Here is a 14,459-nt window from a genome sequence, read left to right as displayed (position 1 = left end):
CGTGTCCGGCCCCGTGACGCCCGAAGGGCGGCACCCTTCCGGGATGCCGCCCTTCGGCGTGTACGGTCGCGCCGGGGCGCGTTCGCGTCAGAGTCAGCCGACCGGCGTCCGCTCCTTCGGGGTGGCGTCCGCGTCCGACGCGCCCCAGCATTCCACCTCGCCGCGCAGGCCCGGCACCTGGTCCTTGCGGAAGACCGGGTCGAGGCCCTGGCGGCGCTGGGCCATGTAGTCGTCGAGGAGGCGGAAGGCGACCGCGCCGAGGGGGATGATCGCGATCAGGTTGACCAGGACCATCGCGCCCATCGTGACGTCCGCGAGGCTCCAGACCAGCGGCACGGAGCCGATCGCGCCGAGGACGGCGCAGGCGATGACCACCGCGCGGTACGAGCTCATCACGCCCTTGCTGCGGGTGATGAACTGGATGTTGGACTCGCCGTAGTAGTAGTTACCGATCATGGAGCTGAAGGCAACCATGAAGACCACCAGGGTCAGCAGGTGACCGGCCCAGTCGCCGAGCGCGCTGGTGAAGGCGGCCTGCGTGACGTCCGCGCCGCCGCGCTCACCGAGGGTCGGGTTGGCGGAGAGGATCACGAAGGCGGTCATGCTGCAGATGACCAGGGTGTCGAAGTAGACGCCGAGGGTCTGGACCAGACCCTGCTTGACCGGGTGCGTGGTCTCCGCGGCCGCGGCGGCGTTCGGGGCGGAACCCATGCCCGCCTCGTTGGAGAACATGCCGCGCCGCACGCCCTGCAGGATCGCCGTACCCACGGCGCCGCCGGCGACCTCGCGGAAGCCGAAAGCCCCGCCGACGATGTCGCCGAGCATGCCCGGCACGTTGCCGAGGTTGAGGAACACGATGACCAGGCCGACCAGCAGGTAGAGCCCGGCCATCACCGGGATGAGTGTCTTCGTGACGGCCGTCAGACGCTTCACGCCGAAGAGCACCGCGAGCGCGAGCAGCACGGCGAGCACCACACCGAGGACGGGGTTGAACCAGGAGGCGTCCGAGCCGAAGGAGCCCTTCGCGGCCACCGTGATGGTGTTGGACTGCACCGCGGTCAGCACGAACCCGAACGTCAGCGTGATCAGCACGGCGAAGACCACGCCGAGCCAGCGCATTCCGAGCGCCTTCTGCATGTAGTAGGCCGGGCCACCTCGGTACGTACCGGGCTCGGTGTCGCGCACCTTGTACAGCTGGGCCAGGACCGACTCGACGAACGCCGAGGCACCGCCGACCAGGGCCATCACCCACATCCAGAAGACGGCTCCGGGACCGCCCATGGTGATCGCGGTGGCCACGCCGGCGATGTTGCCGGTGCCGATCCGCGCGGCGGCGGAGATGGTGAAGGCCCCGAAGGGGCTGACGCCGGACTGCGGCTTGTCCTTGAAGACCCGGAACATCTCCGGGATCAGGCGGACCTGCACACCCTTGGAGCGCAGCGTGAACCAGACGCCGGCGACGGCGACCAGTGGAATCAGCAGGTATGTCCAGAAGGTGTCGTTGAGATCGACGACCCAGGTTTCCAACGTGCTCATGCGAGTGCTTCCCGGTTCCTCGTGAGTCGGGGAGTCGGCCCGGTTCCCGCATGCCCGTACAGGTCGTGTACGGAGCGGACGGCCGGGCCGGGTGGGTGCGGAGGTAAACACTCCGCAAACCCCAGGACTCTAGGCTGGCGTCGCCGTCCCTGCCTATGGTTCATGAAAGTGCTCTATCTCACATAAATGCGGCGCAGGTGAGAAGCCACCGGCCGAAGCCCGCAGTCGGCTCCCGACACGGCAGGCCTCGAATCAACGCGGGGCTCTCGGGCGGACGACCTCGACGAGCTAGCGGCGGGCCGGCCCGGCGCAGAGCGCGCGGGGGCCGTAGCGCTCGTGGAGCCAGGTGACGGCGGGGTGGTCCAGGCGTGGGCCGAGGACGCGTTCGAGGCTGGGGCGGAACCGGGTGAGCGGGCCGCGGATGCGGTTGGCCTCGCCGACAAGGTCGGACCGGGCTGCGAACGGTTGGTTCTCGCGGATGGTTCTCGCGGATTGCCGGATGCTCCCGGGGGTACGCGGGGCAGTCACTTCCCATCGCCATGGCCGCCGACCGCGAACAGACCGCCTTCGCCCACGTGTTCGCCGTCGACACCGCCACCGGCGTCGGCCGCCTGGCCGTACTCGGCGCCCTGCTGCTGATCACCGCCATGTCGGTGGTAACCGTCCGCGGACGCAAACGGGAGACCGAGTACTGGGTACTGCTCCTGCTCACCGGGGCCGGCACCCTCGCCCTCATCGGTGCCAACGACCTGCTGACCCTCTTCGCCGCCTTCGCCAAGGACGTGCGGGGCGCCGAAGCCGCCCTGAAGTACTACCTGACGGGCGTGCTGCTCGGCACCACCATGCTGGCCGGCACCGCACTCCTGTACGCGGCCGGACACGCCACGCTCTGCCGCGAACTGCGCACCACGCTGCCTTCCGCGACCCACGGACTCCTCGGCCTGGTCGGCACGCCGCCCACCGGGGTCTTCCCCGGCAAACCGGAGATCTTCAGCGCCGCCCTCGCCGTCGCCAACACCGTGGCGTCCCTCTTCTGCTACCTGCGCCGGCTCGCCCCCGTCTTCGTCACGCCCTGCCCCGCACCCGCCGGAACCCAGGCCGCACTCGGCCGCTGGGCCGCCGGCACCGCCTCCCTCGCCCTGGGCGTGGCCGGCGGAGCGGTCCTGCCCCTCACCACCGGCCTCCTCCTCCGCTGACGTCCGGTCCGTCTCCCGCGGCCGCGGAACCGTGAGCAGGGCACTTCTTCACCGGCGATACGCTCTGAATGTGTCTCAGCAACCCGTACCCGACGAGCGGCGCCCCACCAACGACGGACGCAGGGTCGCCGGTCGCAACCGGGCCGCTCTCGTCACCGCCGCGCGCGAGATCTACGCGGAGCACGGTCTCGGCGCGCCGTTGTCCGCGATCGCGCGTCGAGCCGGGGTGGGGCAGGGCGTCCTCTACCGGCACTTCCCCGACCGGACCGCCGTGGCCACCGCGGTCCTGGACGAGAACGTCCGTGAGATCGAGCGGGCGGCGACGGCACCGGACGCGGACATCGCCGGGGTCCTCGGTGTGCTGACCTGGCACCAGACCGAGTCGGCGGCCTTCATCAGCGTCCTGCACGCCGACGGTGCGGCCGGCCGCTCCGGCATCCCCGAGTACGCCGCCGATCTGTCCCGGCGGGTCGAGCGGGCCCTGCGGGCGCACTTGCCGGACGGCCACCGGCTGGCGGGGGCGCGGGACGATCTCATGATCGCCGTCGCCATGGTCTCGGGCGCCGTCACCGGCCCCACCCGCGAGCAGCGGGAACACCGGGCGCTGGCGGCCTGGCGGCTGCTCGGCGTCGAAGTCGGACCGGTGCGCCCCTTCGCCGGGTGAAGGGGCGCGGTCAGCCGCCGTTCGACTGACGCGTGCCCTCCGCCAGTGCGTCGAAGGTGTACAGGTACCCTCCGGCGGGCCCGCTGACGGTCATGTACGCCTTGGTCCCGCCGGGGGTGATGGCCACGTTGGTCGCCGATTCGAGGCCTTCGGCGGCGCGGGCGGGAACCTCGACGGTCGCCAGGCGCGCACCGTGCCGGTCGTACACCGCCATGGCGGGCCGGCCGTGCAGGGCCTGGTAGAGGTTGCCGTCCGCGTCCACCGCGATCGAGTCGGTCTGGGCGAGGCCGCCGTCCACCCTGATGGCCGTGTGCCGGGAGGAGACCCCGCCCTCGCCGTCGAGGAGAAGGTAGGACACGCGGTTCTGCGTGAGCTCGCTGACCCACAGACCGCGGTACTCCGAGTCGAACGAGATCCCGTTCGGCGCCGCCAGCCCGTCCGCCAGGACGGTGGCGTCCTTCCCCTCGCGGTCGATCCGCACCACGCGCCCCTCCGCCTCGCCCTCGGACATACCGCGCGAGTCGCTGACGTACAGGTTGCCGTCCTGGTCGAAGGCGATGTCGTCGGGGTTCATCGCCGCTGCGTCCACCTCGCCGGAGAAGAAGGTCCGCGGGTCGCCGCCGTCGGGGGCGATGCTGACGATCTCGCCGTGGGAGAAGTCGGTCAGGTAGAGACGCCCGTCGTGGGGACTGAACTGAGCCGAGGTGTACGCGCCGCGGTTGTCGGTGTGGACCTGGTGCGACGTCTTCGTCCCGACGTCGACGCTCAGCACCTTCGGTTCGCCGGCCGGCGCCGTGACGTCGACGACGATCAGGTTGCCGTCCCCGTCAAACGTGGGGCCTTCGAGCAGGGTCATGCCCGTCTCGGGGTGCACCTGAGTCAGCCGCATCACCTTCTGGGCGCGGACGGTCCGGTCCACACCGTCGGCGGCCGCCTCCCCGGGGCCGCCGCGGCCGGTGTCCGTACCGCACCCGGTGAGGGCCAGCAGGCCGAGGGCGGCGAGCCCGGTGAGGGATCGGAGCGGGAGTCGTCGCATGGGGTCACTCTTCCTGTCCGAAGGTTCGCGGAAGCTGTCTCAACCGCAACCGGACAGCGTTGTCCGGTTGTTGTTACGGTAGTGCATGCCTGCTCAAGTCCGTTGACCGCGTGAGCTTTTGCCGGACCGGAGCGGCTTCCTGGCAGCGAACCGGAAGAATCGAGGCCCCCCACATGACGAACCCGCATGCTCCTTCCCCCGAAGCACTGGCCGAGCTGAGGCGCCGCTATCGCCTGGAGAGGGAGCGGCGCGTGCGCCCCGACGGCACTCGGCAGTACCTCGCCGCCGACGCCGGGTTCGGCCACTACGCCGACGATCCGTACGCGGCGGAAGCGGGGGAGCGCGAGCCACTGCGGGACCGGGTGGACGTCGCGGTCGTCGGCGGCGGGTTCGGCGGCATCCTGGCGGGCGCGCGGTTGCGGCAGCAGGGCATCGGGCGGGTCCGTGTCCTGGAGAGGGGCGGCGACTTCGGCGGGACCTGGTACTGGAACCGGTACCCGGGCATCCACTGCGACATCGAGTCGCACGTGTATCTGCCGATGCTCGACGAGACCGGTTACGTCCCGGAGTGGAAGTACTCGCCCGGCGAGGAGATCCGCCGCCACGCGGTGCGGATCGCGGAGAAGTCCGACCTCTGCGCGGACGCGCTGTTCTCCACCTCGGTCACGTCCCTGACCTGGGACGAGGCCTCGCGGGCGTGGATCGTCACGACCGACCGGGGCGACGAGTTCCGGGCCACGTACGTCATCACGGCGACCGGTACCCTCTCCGAGCTCAAGCTCCCCGGGATCCCCGGCATCGAGAAGTTCGAGGGCCACACCTTCCACACCTCGCGCTGGGACTACGCCTACACCGGTGGCACCCCGGACGGCGGCCTCACCGGCCTCGCGGACAAGCGGGTGGGCGTCGTCGGCACCGGCGCCACCGGCGTCCAGGTCATCCCGAAGCTGGCCGAGGACGCGGGACACGTCTACGTGTTCCAGCGCACCCCCTCCGCCGTGGACGTGCGCGCCAACCGCCGTACCACCGCGCGGGACGTGGGTGCCGACCGCGACGGCTGGGCGCGCGAGCGCCGCGACAACTTCCTGCGCATCGTGTCCGGCGAGTTCGCCGAAGAGGACCTCGTGGCAGACCGGTGGACCTCGTCGGCCGGTCTGCTCGAGAAGCTCCTGCCGAGCTTCCGCCGCCCCGCGGACCGGCAGGCGTTCGAAGCGGCCTACGAGGTCGCGGACGCCGCGAAGATGAACGAGGTCCGCGCCCGCGTCGACCGGATCGTCGCCGACGCGGACACGGCCGCGAAGCTGAAGCCCTGGTACCGGTACGCCTGCAAGCGCCCCACGTTCTCCGACACCTACTTGCAGACGTTCAACCGCGGCAACGTCACCCTCGTCGACACCGCGGACACGCACGGCATCGAGCGGATGACCGAACGCGGCGTCGTCGTCGGGGACACCGAGTACGAACTCGACTGCCTGGTCTTCGCCACCGGGTTCTCCGTCGGGGTCTCCGGCGTCCACTCCGGGAAGCTGTCCGTCCGCGGCCGGGACGGCGTCGATCTGCTGGACGCGTTGCGGCGGCGGGGCCCGCGCTCCCTGCACGGCTTCACCAGCAACGGCTTTCCGAACCTGATCCAGTTGGGAGCCGTGCAGAGCGCCAGCAGCGTCAACTTCACGCACGTACTCGACGAGCACGCCGTGCACGCGGCGGCACTCGTCGCGGCCGCCGAGGCCGAGGGTGCCGTCATCGAGCCGTCCCGTGCGGCCGAGGACGCCTGGCTCGCGGTCCTGGCCGAGGGCGCGCCCGACCACGAGTGGTTCCACGCCGAGTGCACCCCCGGCTACTACAACGGCGAGGGGCGTGGCCGGCCGAACGGGCCGAACGCCTATCCGCACGGCGCGGTCGCCTTCCACGACCTCCTGAAGCGCTGGCGCGAGGAGTCCATGGACGAGGTCCTCAGGGCCGGACAGGCTTCCTGAACCTGCGGGCAGGGCCGGTTCAGACGGCGGACCAGCCGTCGTCGACGGGGAGGATCGCGCCGTTGATGTTGCTCGCGGCCTCCGAGGCGAGGAAGAGGATCGCGGCGGCCTGCTCCTCCGGCTGCGACATGCGGCCGAGGTTGACGAAGTGCGGGCCTATCGCCGCCGGCCCGTGCGCCGTGCGGTCGGCCTCCACCGCGATGGCGGTGGCGGTGCCGCCGGGGCAGACGGCGTTGGCGCGGATGCCGTTCTTGCGGTACATCACCGCCAGCGACTTCGTCAGCCCCACCACGCCGTGCTTGGAGGCGGTGTAGGAGGCGCCTGCGGCGCTGCCGCGCAGGGCGGCCTCGGAGGCGGTGTTCACGATGGCGCCGCGGCCCGCGGCGAGCATGTGCGGCAGCACGGCGCGGGCGAGCATGAACGGCGCGGTCAGGTTGACCCGGATGACCCGGTTCCACTCGGCGTCGCTCACGTCGGCCAGTGCCGACATGCTGTCCATGATCCCGGCGTTGTTCACCAGCACGTCCACGCCGCCGAACCGCTCCACCGCCGTCCCCGTCACCCGGTCCACGACGGCCTGTTCGCTCAGGTCGCCCGTGACGGCCACCGCGGTGCCGCCCGCCCGGCCGATCTCCTCGACGACCGCGCCGGCCCGGTCGGCGTCGAGGTCCGCCGCCACGACGCGGTCGCCCTGCGCGGCGAAGGCGAGCGCGGCCGCGCGCCCGATGCCCGATCCCGCTCCGGTGACGATCACACCGCGTCCGTTCAGATCGCCGGTCATGAAGTGCTCCATCCAAGAAGTGCCGTCGCGGTGGACTCGTGTCGCACCGCGCCGGCACCCTACCTCTTTGTGTCTCTGAGTGACATAAAGTCGGAACGCGGGCAACAGGGGGTGGGGGAGGATGCCCATGGCATTGATCACCGGCGCCGGAGGGGCAGATGACCGCAGCTCGTGGACGGACGGGGCGGCCACCCCTGACCGAGGAGCGCAAGGCCGCCGTCAGGCTGGAGATCGCCCGGGCCGCGGTCGACCTGTTCGTCGCCCAGGGCGTCGCCGCGACGACGGGGGAGCAGATCGGGCAGGCCGTCGGGGTCTCGGCGCGCACGGTGTGGCGCTACTTCCCGACCAAGGAGAGCTGCGTGCGGCCGCTGTTCTCGACCGGCATCGACACGATCGCCGCCGCGCTGCGGCAGTGGCGCCCCGGCCGCCCCCTCGACGAGGCCTTCGACCACGTGTGGGCCCGCGACGCGGCCCTGCCCGGCCCGGACGTGGGGGCCCTGCTGCGGCTGACCCGGAGCGAGCCGGGCCTGCGGGCGGTCTGGCTGCAGACCCACGACGAGGCGGAACCCGCCTTCGCGCGCGCCCTCGCCGAGCGCGCCGGGCTGCCCGCCGACGACGTACGGCCCGCCATCTGGGCCGCCATGCTCAACGCCGCGCTCCGTGCGGCAGTCGAACACCACGCCTACCGGACGACCGAGCCGGGCACCGATCCCGCGACCGCCCGGGCCGGTCTCGCGGCGACCCTGCGCACCGCCCTGGCCGTGACGGCGGCCGGACTCACCTGAGCGCCGTGGTGCCGGTGAGCGTGGGAGCGGCCGTCAGCGACTGGCGGGGGGCGGCGACGCCGTGAGGGGGCGACGGGCCGGCAGCAGGCGGGCGGCGTCCCGGGCGACGCCGAGGAGCGTCCCCTCCTCGTGAGGGCGGGCCACGATCTGGAGGCCGACGGGCGCCCCTTGCGGGGTGAACCCGGCCGGCAGACTGAGCGCCGGATGCCCGCTGATGTTGAAAGCCCAGGTCAGGGCAACGCTCATCCGATCGCCAGGGCCGTCATGGCCGTGCGGCGGATGCGGGGTGGTGGGCGTGAGGATGAGGTCGGCGTCTTCGAAGCACCGGCGGAGCAGACGGTCGTTGGCGGCGGCGCCATGCGCGTCGGTACGGTCGCACGCCCCCGCGCGGAGCGAGGTCCACGCATCGGCGGGATCGACCAGCAGGGGGCCGGCGGAGCCCGTCAGCGTGATCAGCCGGTCGCGGGCCAGTCGCAGGGCCGCCCGACGGGCGACGGCGGTGACCGCGGGGTCGCTGTCCGCGTGGCCCAGGTCGGCCGACCAGACCGCGGCGAGCGGGTGCGCCGGACGCCCGGCCGGCTCCGGTTCCCCGTCGACCGCTCGGAGGTAGGCGAGGGCGTCCGCCGGATCGCGGACGAGTACGCCCGGTGAGTTGAGGCCCGCCCGGTCGCGGGAGGGCAGTCGGCCGTTGGTGGGTTTGAACCCGATGACACCGCACCAGGCGGCGGGTATGCGCACCGATCCGGCGCCGTCGGATCCGCTCGCGAGAGGAACGAGGCCGGCGGCGACCGCGGCCGCCGAGCCCGCCGACGAGCCGCCGGGCGACCACGCCGCGTGGAACGGGTTGAGGGTGGGGCCCCGCCCGGTGTGCCCGTAGGTCTGCCAGCCCCGGCCGGTGCGCGGAACCGAAGTGGCGCCGACCGGTACGCAACCGGCCGCCGCCAGCCTGGCGTTCTGCCAGGAGCCGGGGCCCTCGCCCGCCTTGACGCCGATCGGCACGCCCGCGAGCGGCAGGCGGTCACCGCGGGCGAGCCGCGCATCGACGTCGTGGGCCCGGCCGAGGGCTTGCTCGCGCCATACCTCGGTGAACGCCCGGACACCGTCGTCGCGTTCCTCGATGGCGGCCAGGGCCGCCGTGACGACGTCGACGGCCGTCACGTCGCCGCGTCGTACCAGCCCGGCGATCTCCACGGCGGACAGGGTCGAGTACCTTCCCGTGCTCATCATCAGTGCGTGACCTCCATGGCCGGGAGTCTTGCGGTCCCGTGAGCCGGCGTACAGCGGATATCGGTTGGGCGCGTGTCACACGGGCTGCCAGACCTCGGCCAGCGCCGACGTGGTCAGCACGTCTTCGGGGTGCCCCTGTCCGGCCAGGCGGCCGTCGCGGAGCAGGAGGCACGCGTCGGCCGAGCGCGCGGCCCGCAGGTCGTGGGTGGCCTGGACGACGGTCACGCCGTCGGCGACCAGCTCCGACAGCAGCGTCGCGATGCGTTCCCTGGCCTCGGGGTCGAGGCCCGTCGTCGGTTCGTCCAGCAGCAGGAGGTCCGACTCCTGGGCCAGCCCCTGGGCGACGAGGACGCGTTGGCGCTGACCGCCCGAGAGTTCCCCGAGTTGGCGCCCGGCGAGGTCGGCGACGTGCAGCCGGGCGAGGGCCGAGTCCACGCTCGCGCGGTCCTCGCGCGTCAGCCGGCGCCACGGGCCGCGCTCGCCCCAGCGTCCCATCTCGACGGTCTGCCGGACGGTCAGCGGCAGGGAGTCCGCGACGGCACCGCGCTGCGGCACGAAGGCCGGCGGCCGGTCGCCGTCATGGTGCACGTCTCCCGCTGTCGGCCGGATCACACCGGCCAGGACGCCGAGCAGCGTCGACTTCCCGCTGCCGTTCGGACCGACGAGGGCCGTGGTGGCCAACGCCGGTATCCCGGCCGTCATGTGGTGGAGCACCGGACGGCCCGGATAGCCGGCGCTGAGCCGACTGAAGCGCACGCGTGTGGTCCGCCGGGTGGCAGCGGCCGGCGACTGGGACGGTTTGGTGAACATGATTTTCATTGTAGTGTCCTCGCATGGAGTGGTTGACGGCCCCGTTCGAAGTGACGTTCGTCCAGCGCGCCCTGTGGGGCGGCATCCTCGTGTCCGCGATCTGCGCACCGGCCGGTACCTGGGTGGTGCTCAGGGGGATGGCCTTCCTCGGGGACGCCATGTCCCACGGGTTGCTGCCCGGGGTCGCGCTGGCCGTGCTGTTCGGCGGCAATCCGCTGGTGGGCGCGGTGGCGAGCGCGGCCGTCATGACGGTGGGCGTCACCGCGCTCGGGCGCACGCCGAGGCTGTCCCAGGACACCGGCATCGGGCTGCTGTTCGTGGGCATGCTGTCGCTGGGCGTGATCATCGTCTCGCGCTCGCAGTCCTTCGCAGTGGATCTGACCGGCTTCCTCTTCGGTGACGTCCTCGCCGTCCGGGGACAGGACCTGCTTCTGCTGGGCGTCGCGCTGCTGGTGACCCTGGCCGTCTCGGTGCTCGGCCACCGCGCCTTCCTCGCCCTCGCCTTCGACCCGCGCAAGGCCCGCACCCTCGGCCTGCGTCCCCGTCTCGCGCACGCGGTGCTGCTCGGCCTGCTGGGCGTGGCGATCGTCGCCTCGTTCCACATCGTCGGGACCCTGCTCGTCCTGGGGCTGCTCATCGCCCCGCCGGCGGCGGCCCTGCCCTGGGCGCGCGGCGTCCGCGGCGTCATGGCCCTGGCCGCGCTCCTCGGCACCGTCGCCACCTTCGGCGGCCTGCTCCTGTCCTGGCACCTGGGCACCGCCGCAGGCGCGACCGTCTCGGCGCTCGCGGTGAGCCTCTTCTTCCTCTCCCACGTCGCGTCCGGCCTCCGCCACCGCCGCGCGCGACCCGCAGCCGCCCCCGCTCCGGCACCAGTCGACTGAAGGAAAGACAGACGCGATGGCCCTGACCGTCCCGAAGAACTCAACCACGCGGGCATCGACCGCACTCGTCCTCACCGCACTCCTCGCCGCGGGCTGCGCCCAGGGAGCCGACGACACGTCCACCCCGGCCGGGAGCTCACCGACCGCCACCCCGCACGGATACGTCGAGGGAGCGAAGGAGTCCGCCGAGCAGCAGTCCCGTCTGCTGCTCGGCGACCCCGGCGGCGACACCCGGGTCCTCGACCTCATCACCGGCAAGGTGCACAGGACGGCGGACGTGGCGGGCGCGACCCGGCTGGCCTCCGACGGCCGCTTCGGCTACTTCGACACCGCCCGCGGTACGCACGTTGTCGACACCGGCGCCTGGACGGTCGACCACGGCGACCACGTGCACTACTACCGGGCGGCGATACGCGACGTGGGCGACCTGCCCGTGGGCCCGGACGCCGAGGTCCGCAGCGACGCCACCGTGACCGCGGTGACCGACCGGGACGGCCGGACCGGACTGTACGACCGGAAGGAGCTGGAGCACGGCGAGGTCCCGGCCGCCCGGATCCTCGACGGGGTGCACTCGGGCGCCGTGGTGCCCTACGAGGAGCACCTGCTCGCGCTCACCGGCGACGGCCGCTCCACGAAGCTCACCGTGTACGACCGGGAGGGCGAGCGCGTCGCCGCGCCGGACGCGGAGTGCGAGGAACCCCGCGGCGACGCGGTCACCCGGCGCGGACTCGTCCTCGGATGTGCCGACGGCGCCCTGCTCGTCGGCGCGGGCGACGGCGCCTTCACCGCGGAGAGGATCCCCTACGGCGAGGACGTGCCCGCGAAGGAACGGGCCGCAGCCTTCCGGCACCGGGCCGGCAGCGACACCCTCACGGCGCCGGCCGGTGACCGTGCCGTATGGGTCCTGGACGTCACCGACCGCACCTGGAAGCGGGTGGAGACCGGGCCGGTCGTCGCCGCCAACACGGCGGGGGAGGGCTCCGCGCTGCTCGTCCTGGAGACCGACGGCGCGCTGCACGGGTACGACATCGTGACGGGCAGGGAGACCTCTTCCACCGAGCCGCTCCTGACCACGCCCGCGAAGACCGGCGCCGACGCCGGCGGACCCGTCATCGAGGTGGACCGCAGCCGCGCCTACGTCAACGACCCCGCGGGCAAGCGGGTGTACGAGGTCGACTACAACGACGGCCTGCGCATCGCCCGCACCTTCGAGCTGGACTTCGAGCCCCGCCTGATGACGGAGACCGGCCGATGAGGGGCACGAAGCGCGCGCGGGTGGGCATCGCCCGGCTGCGGAGCCTGCTGGTGGGCCTGCTCGCCCTGACCACGGCGGTGGCCGCCACGGCGTGCGCCACCACCGACGACAGGGCCCGCATCGTCGTGACCACCAACATCCTCGGTGACGTCACCCGGCAGATCGTCGGCGACGAGGCCGAGGTCACCGTCCTGATGAAACCGAACGCGGACCCGCACTCGTTCGGCCTGTCGGCGGTACAGGCCGCCGAACTGGAGGGCGCCGATCTGGTGGTCTTCAACGGCCTCGGCCTGGAGGAGAACGTACTGCGGCACGTGGGCGCCGCCCGCGAGGCCGGCGTGGCCACCTTCGAGGTCGGCGCCGCCGTCGACCCGCTCACCTTCCACGCGAGCGACGACGGCGGCCCCGCCGACGGGGCCGGACAGCCGGACCCGCACTTCTGGACCGACCCCGACCGGATGCGCAAGGCGGCCGGCCTCATGGCCGACCAGGTGGTCGAGCACGTCGACGGCGTGGACGAGACGGCGATACGTGCCAACGCCGCCCGCTACGACGCGCGGCTCGCGGAGCTGTCCACCTGGATGGCGGACTCCTTCGACCGCATCCCCGACGACGAGCGGGCCCTGGTCACCAACCACCACGTCTTCGGCTACCTCGCCGAACGCTTCGGCTTCCGCGTCATCGGCGCCGTGATCCCCAGCGGCACGACGCTGGCCTCGCCCAGCTCCTCCGACCTGCGCTCGCTCACCCGGGCCATGGAACGGGCCGGGGTGCGCACGGTGTTCGCCGACTCCTCCCGGCCCAAGCGGCTCGCCGAGGTGCTGCGCGGGGAACTGGACGGCGACGTACGGGTCGTCGAGCTGTACTCGGAGTCGCTGACCGCGAAGGGCGAGGGCGCCGACACCTACCTGCGGATGATGCGCGCCAACACCACCGCCGTGACCGACGGTCTGACCGCCTCCCCGGCCGGCGGCTGACTCGGCCTGCCTTCCCCCTCCCACCAGTTTCCGGCCGACCGGCCGGCCCTCCCGCATCACACGCCGCCTCCAGGGCGGCCCGGAAAGGAACACACCGGTGAACAAGTCGATACGCAACAGAACCCGCACGGGGGCGGCCCTCGCCCTGGCGGTGTCCGCGGTGCTGACCGCCTGCGGCAGCGGCGACGGCTCCTCGTCCTCCTCGTCCGACGCGAAGGCCGAGGACACCGCGAGCGCCGCGCCCGCCGCCACGGTCACAAACCCGCTGGTGGCCACCTTCGACGGCGGCCTCTACATCCTGGACGGCGAGAGCCTGAAGCTGGCCCGGACCATCGAGCTGCCCGGGTTCAACCGGGTCAACCCCGCCGGGGACGACGACCACGTCATCGTCTCCACCGACAGCGGCTTCCGCGTCCTGGACGCGGCGGACCAGACCCTGACCGGCATCGAGTACCCGGGCGCCAAGCCCGGCCACGTCGTACGCCACGCCGGGAAGACGGTCCTCTTCACCGACGGCACCGGCCAGGTCAACGTCTTCGACCCCGCCGACCTGGGCACCGGCGAGAAACCGCGGGGCCGCACCTACACCTCGGCCGAGGCCCACCACGGTGTCGCCATCGAACTGGCGAACGGCGAGCTCCTCACCACGATCGGAGACGAGGAGAAGCGCACCGGAGCCCTCGTCCTGGACGAGAAGGGCGAGGAGGTCGCCCGCAACGAGGACTGCCCCGGCGTGCACGGCGAGGCGGCGGCCGAGGGCGAGGCGATCGCCGTCGGCTGCGAGGACGGAGTACTGCTCTACAAGGACGGCCGGTTCACCAAGGTGGACGCCCCCGACGCCTACGGCCGGATCGGCAACCAGGCCGGCAGCGACGCCTCGCCCGTCCTGCTGGGCGACTACAAGACCGACCCGGACGCGGAGCTGGAGCGGCCCACGCGGGTGTCGCTGATCGACACGGAGAAGGCGGAGCTGCGCCTGGTCGACCTCGGCACCAGCTACTCGTTCCGGTCGCTGGCCCGCGGACCGCACGGCGAGGCACTCGTCCTCGGCACCGACGGCGCGATCCACGTCATCGACCCGGTCAGCGGCAAGGTCACCGAGAAGATCCCCGCCGTGGGCACGTGGCAGGAGCCGCTGGACTGGCAGCAGCCGAGGCCCACACTCTTCGTCCGCGACCACACCGCCTACGTGTCCGAGCCGAGCACGAGGGGTCTGCACGCCATCGACCTGGAGTCGGGCGAGAAGGTCAGGTCAGTGACGCTCCCGAAGGGCACCAACGAGCTGTCGGGCGTCGTCGCCGGGCACTGATCCCGCACTCCCGCGCGGTCACGAGC

Annotated in this window: 13 protein-coding genes and 1 pseudogene; 8 read left to right on the top strand and 6 right to left on the bottom strand. The window is 72.5% G+C overall.

Going from position 1 to position 14,459, the window contains the following annotated elements; all coding sequences use genetic code 11:
- Positions 1-93: 93 nt before the first annotated feature.
- Both ACFW47_RS29460 and ACFW47_RS29455 read right to left on the bottom strand, forming a co-directional pair.
- Complete coding sequence (locus tag ACFW47_RS29460) at positions 94-1,536, bottom strand: alanine/glycine:cation symporter family protein (protein WP_386307617.1); 1,443 nt, start codon at positions 1,534-1,536, stop codon at positions 94-96.
- A gap of 300 nt (positions 1,537-1,836) precedes the next feature.
- Positions 1,837-1,983, bottom strand: a pseudogene (locus ACFW47_RS29455) (IS110 family transposase); the annotation flags it as partial.
- 92 nt (positions 1,984-2,075) lie between these two features.
- Here ACFW47_RS29455 and ACFW47_RS29450 point away from each other — a divergent pair.
- Together ACFW47_RS29450 and ACFW47_RS29445 are read left to right on the top strand one after the other, a co-directional pair.
- Entirely contained in the window at positions 2,076-2,732 is a 657-nt protein-coding gene (locus ACFW47_RS29450; protein ID WP_386307616.1) for a hypothetical protein, read from the top strand.
- A gap of 70 nt (positions 2,733-2,802) precedes the next feature.
- Positions 2,803-3,396: a TetR/AcrR family transcriptional regulator gene (locus ACFW47_RS29445; RefSeq protein WP_386286476.1), complete on the top strand. Its 594-nt coding sequence runs from the start codon at positions 2,803-2,805 to the stop codon at positions 3,394-3,396.
- 10 nt (positions 3,397-3,406) lie between these two features.
- On the opposite strand, the gene ACFW47_RS29440 is transcribed toward ACFW47_RS29445, so the two are convergent.
- Positions 3,407-4,432, bottom strand: a complete 1,026-nt coding sequence (locus ACFW47_RS29440) for an SMP-30/gluconolactonase/LRE family protein (RefSeq protein ID WP_386286474.1) — start codon at positions 4,430-4,432, stop codon at positions 3,407-3,409.
- 173 nt (positions 4,433-4,605) lie between these two features.
- On the opposite strand from ACFW47_RS29440, the gene ACFW47_RS29435 reads away from it, so the two are divergent.
- Positions 4,606-6,408 carry a flavin-containing monooxygenase gene (locus ACFW47_RS29435; RefSeq protein ID WP_386307615.1) on the top strand — a complete coding sequence of 601 codons (1,803 nt, stop codon included), beginning with the start codon at positions 4,606-4,608 and terminating at the stop codon, positions 6,406-6,408.
- A 19-nt stretch (positions 6,409-6,427) separates the two neighbouring features.
- Here the strand turns inward: ACFW47_RS29435 and ACFW47_RS29430 are convergent, their stop codons facing one another.
- Positions 6,428-7,189 (bottom strand): SDR family NAD(P)-dependent oxidoreductase, encoded by a 762-nt coding sequence (locus ACFW47_RS29430; protein WP_386286470.1) that lies wholly within the window; start codon positions 7,187-7,189, stop codon positions 6,428-6,430.
- 158 nt (positions 7,190-7,347) lie between these two features.
- On the opposite strand from ACFW47_RS29430, the gene ACFW47_RS29425 reads away from it, so the two are divergent.
- Positions 7,348-7,974 carry a TetR/AcrR family transcriptional regulator gene (locus tag ACFW47_RS29425; protein ID WP_386286469.1) on the top strand — a complete coding sequence of 209 codons (627 nt, stop codon included), beginning with the start codon at positions 7,348-7,350 and terminating at the stop codon, positions 7,972-7,974.
- A 33-nt stretch (positions 7,975-8,007) separates the two neighbouring features.
- On the opposite strand, the gene ACFW47_RS29420 is transcribed toward ACFW47_RS29425, so the two are convergent.
- Both ACFW47_RS29420 and aztA read right to left on the bottom strand, forming a co-directional pair.
- On the bottom strand, positions 8,008-9,201 hold the full coding sequence (locus ACFW47_RS29420; RefSeq protein ID WP_386307613.1) for an amidase: 1,194 nt from the start codon (positions 9,199-9,201) through the stop codon (positions 8,008-8,010).
- A gap of 75 nt (positions 9,202-9,276) precedes the next feature.
- Complete coding sequence (gene aztA, locus ACFW47_RS29415; RefSeq protein ID WP_386307612.1) at positions 9,277-10,020, bottom strand: zinc ABC transporter ATP-binding protein AztA; 744 nt, start codon at positions 10,018-10,020, stop codon at positions 9,277-9,279.
- A 14-nt stretch (positions 10,021-10,034) separates the two neighbouring features.
- On the opposite strand from aztA, the gene aztB reads away from it, so the two are divergent.
- The 4 genes from aztB to aztD all read left to right on the top strand — a co-directional run bounded on the left by aztB (position 10,035) and on the right by aztD (position 14,433).
- Positions 10,035-10,892, top strand: coding sequence for a zinc ABC transporter permease AztB (gene aztB / locus ACFW47_RS29410; protein WP_386286463.1), 858 nt, complete (start codon positions 10,035-10,037; stop codon positions 10,890-10,892).
- 16 nt (positions 10,893-10,908) lie between these two features.
- Complete coding sequence (locus ACFW47_RS29405) at positions 10,909-12,147, top strand: hypothetical protein (protein ID WP_386307610.1); 1,239 nt, start codon at positions 10,909-10,911, stop codon at positions 12,145-12,147.
- Complete coding sequence (gene aztC, locus ACFW47_RS29400) at positions 12,144-13,124, top strand: zinc ABC transporter substrate-binding protein AztC (RefSeq protein ID WP_386307609.1); 981 nt, start codon at positions 12,144-12,146, stop codon at positions 13,122-13,124. The genes ACFW47_RS29405 and aztC overlap by 4 nt, the downstream gene beginning before the upstream one ends.
- Positions 13,125-13,221: 97 nt before the next feature.
- Positions 13,222-14,433, top strand: a complete 1,212-nt coding sequence (gene aztD / locus ACFW47_RS29395) for a zinc metallochaperone AztD (RefSeq protein ID WP_386286457.1) — start codon at positions 13,222-13,224, stop codon at positions 14,431-14,433.
- Positions 14,434-14,459 lie beyond the last annotated feature (26 nt).

Origin of the sequence: Streptomyces sp. NPDC058796 (assembly GCF_042745235.1) — a bacterium.
GTDB lineage: Bacteria > Actinomycetota > Actinomycetes > Streptomycetales > Streptomycetaceae > Streptomyces.
The sequence above is the reverse complement of the archived record's forward strand: the minus strand, read 5'-3'. Positions and strand labels throughout refer to the sequence as shown.

Excerpts from the sequence above, each read along its gene's own strand:
- ACFW47_RS29450 (WP_386307616.1), top strand. The coding sequence starts at position 2,076 with ATGGCCGCCGACCGCGAACAGACCGCCTTCGCCCACGTGTTCGCCGTC.
- aztB (WP_386286463.1), top strand. The coding sequence starts at position 10,035 with ATGGAGTGGTTGACGGCCCCGTTCGAAGTGACGTTCGTCCAGCGCGCC.
- aztC (WP_386307609.1), top strand. The coding sequence starts at position 12,144 with ATGAGGGGCACGAAGCGCGCGCGGGTGGGCATCGCCCGGCTGCGGAGC.
- ACFW47_RS29435 (WP_386307615.1), top strand. The coding sequence starts at position 4,606 with ATGACGAACCCGCATGCTCCTTCCCCCGAAGCACTGGCCGAGCTGAGG.
- ACFW47_RS29405 (WP_386307610.1), top strand. The coding sequence starts at position 10,909 with ATGGCCCTGACCGTCCCGAAGAACTCAACCACGCGGGCATCGACCGCA.
- ACFW47_RS29440 (WP_386286474.1), bottom strand. The coding sequence starts at position 4,432 with ATGCGACGACTCCCGCTCCGATCCCTCACCGGGCTCGCCGCCCTCGGC.
- ACFW47_RS29460 (WP_386307617.1), bottom strand. The coding sequence starts at position 1,536 with ATGAGCACGTTGGAAACCTGGGTCGTCGATCTCAACGACACCTTCTGG.
- aztA (WP_386307612.1), bottom strand. The coding sequence starts at position 10,020 with ATGAAAATCATGTTCACCAAACCGTCCCAGTCGCCGGCCGCTGCCACC.
- ACFW47_RS29430 (WP_386286470.1), bottom strand. The coding sequence starts at position 7,189 with ATGACCGGCGATCTGAACGGACGCGGTGTGATCGTCACCGGAGCGGGA.
- ACFW47_RS29420 (WP_386307613.1), bottom strand. The coding sequence starts at position 9,201 with ATGATGAGCACGGGAAGGTACTCGACCCTGTCCGCCGTGGAGATCGCC.
- ACFW47_RS29425 (WP_386286469.1), top strand. The coding sequence starts at position 7,348 with ATGACCGCAGCTCGTGGACGGACGGGGCGGCCACCCCTGACCGAGGAG.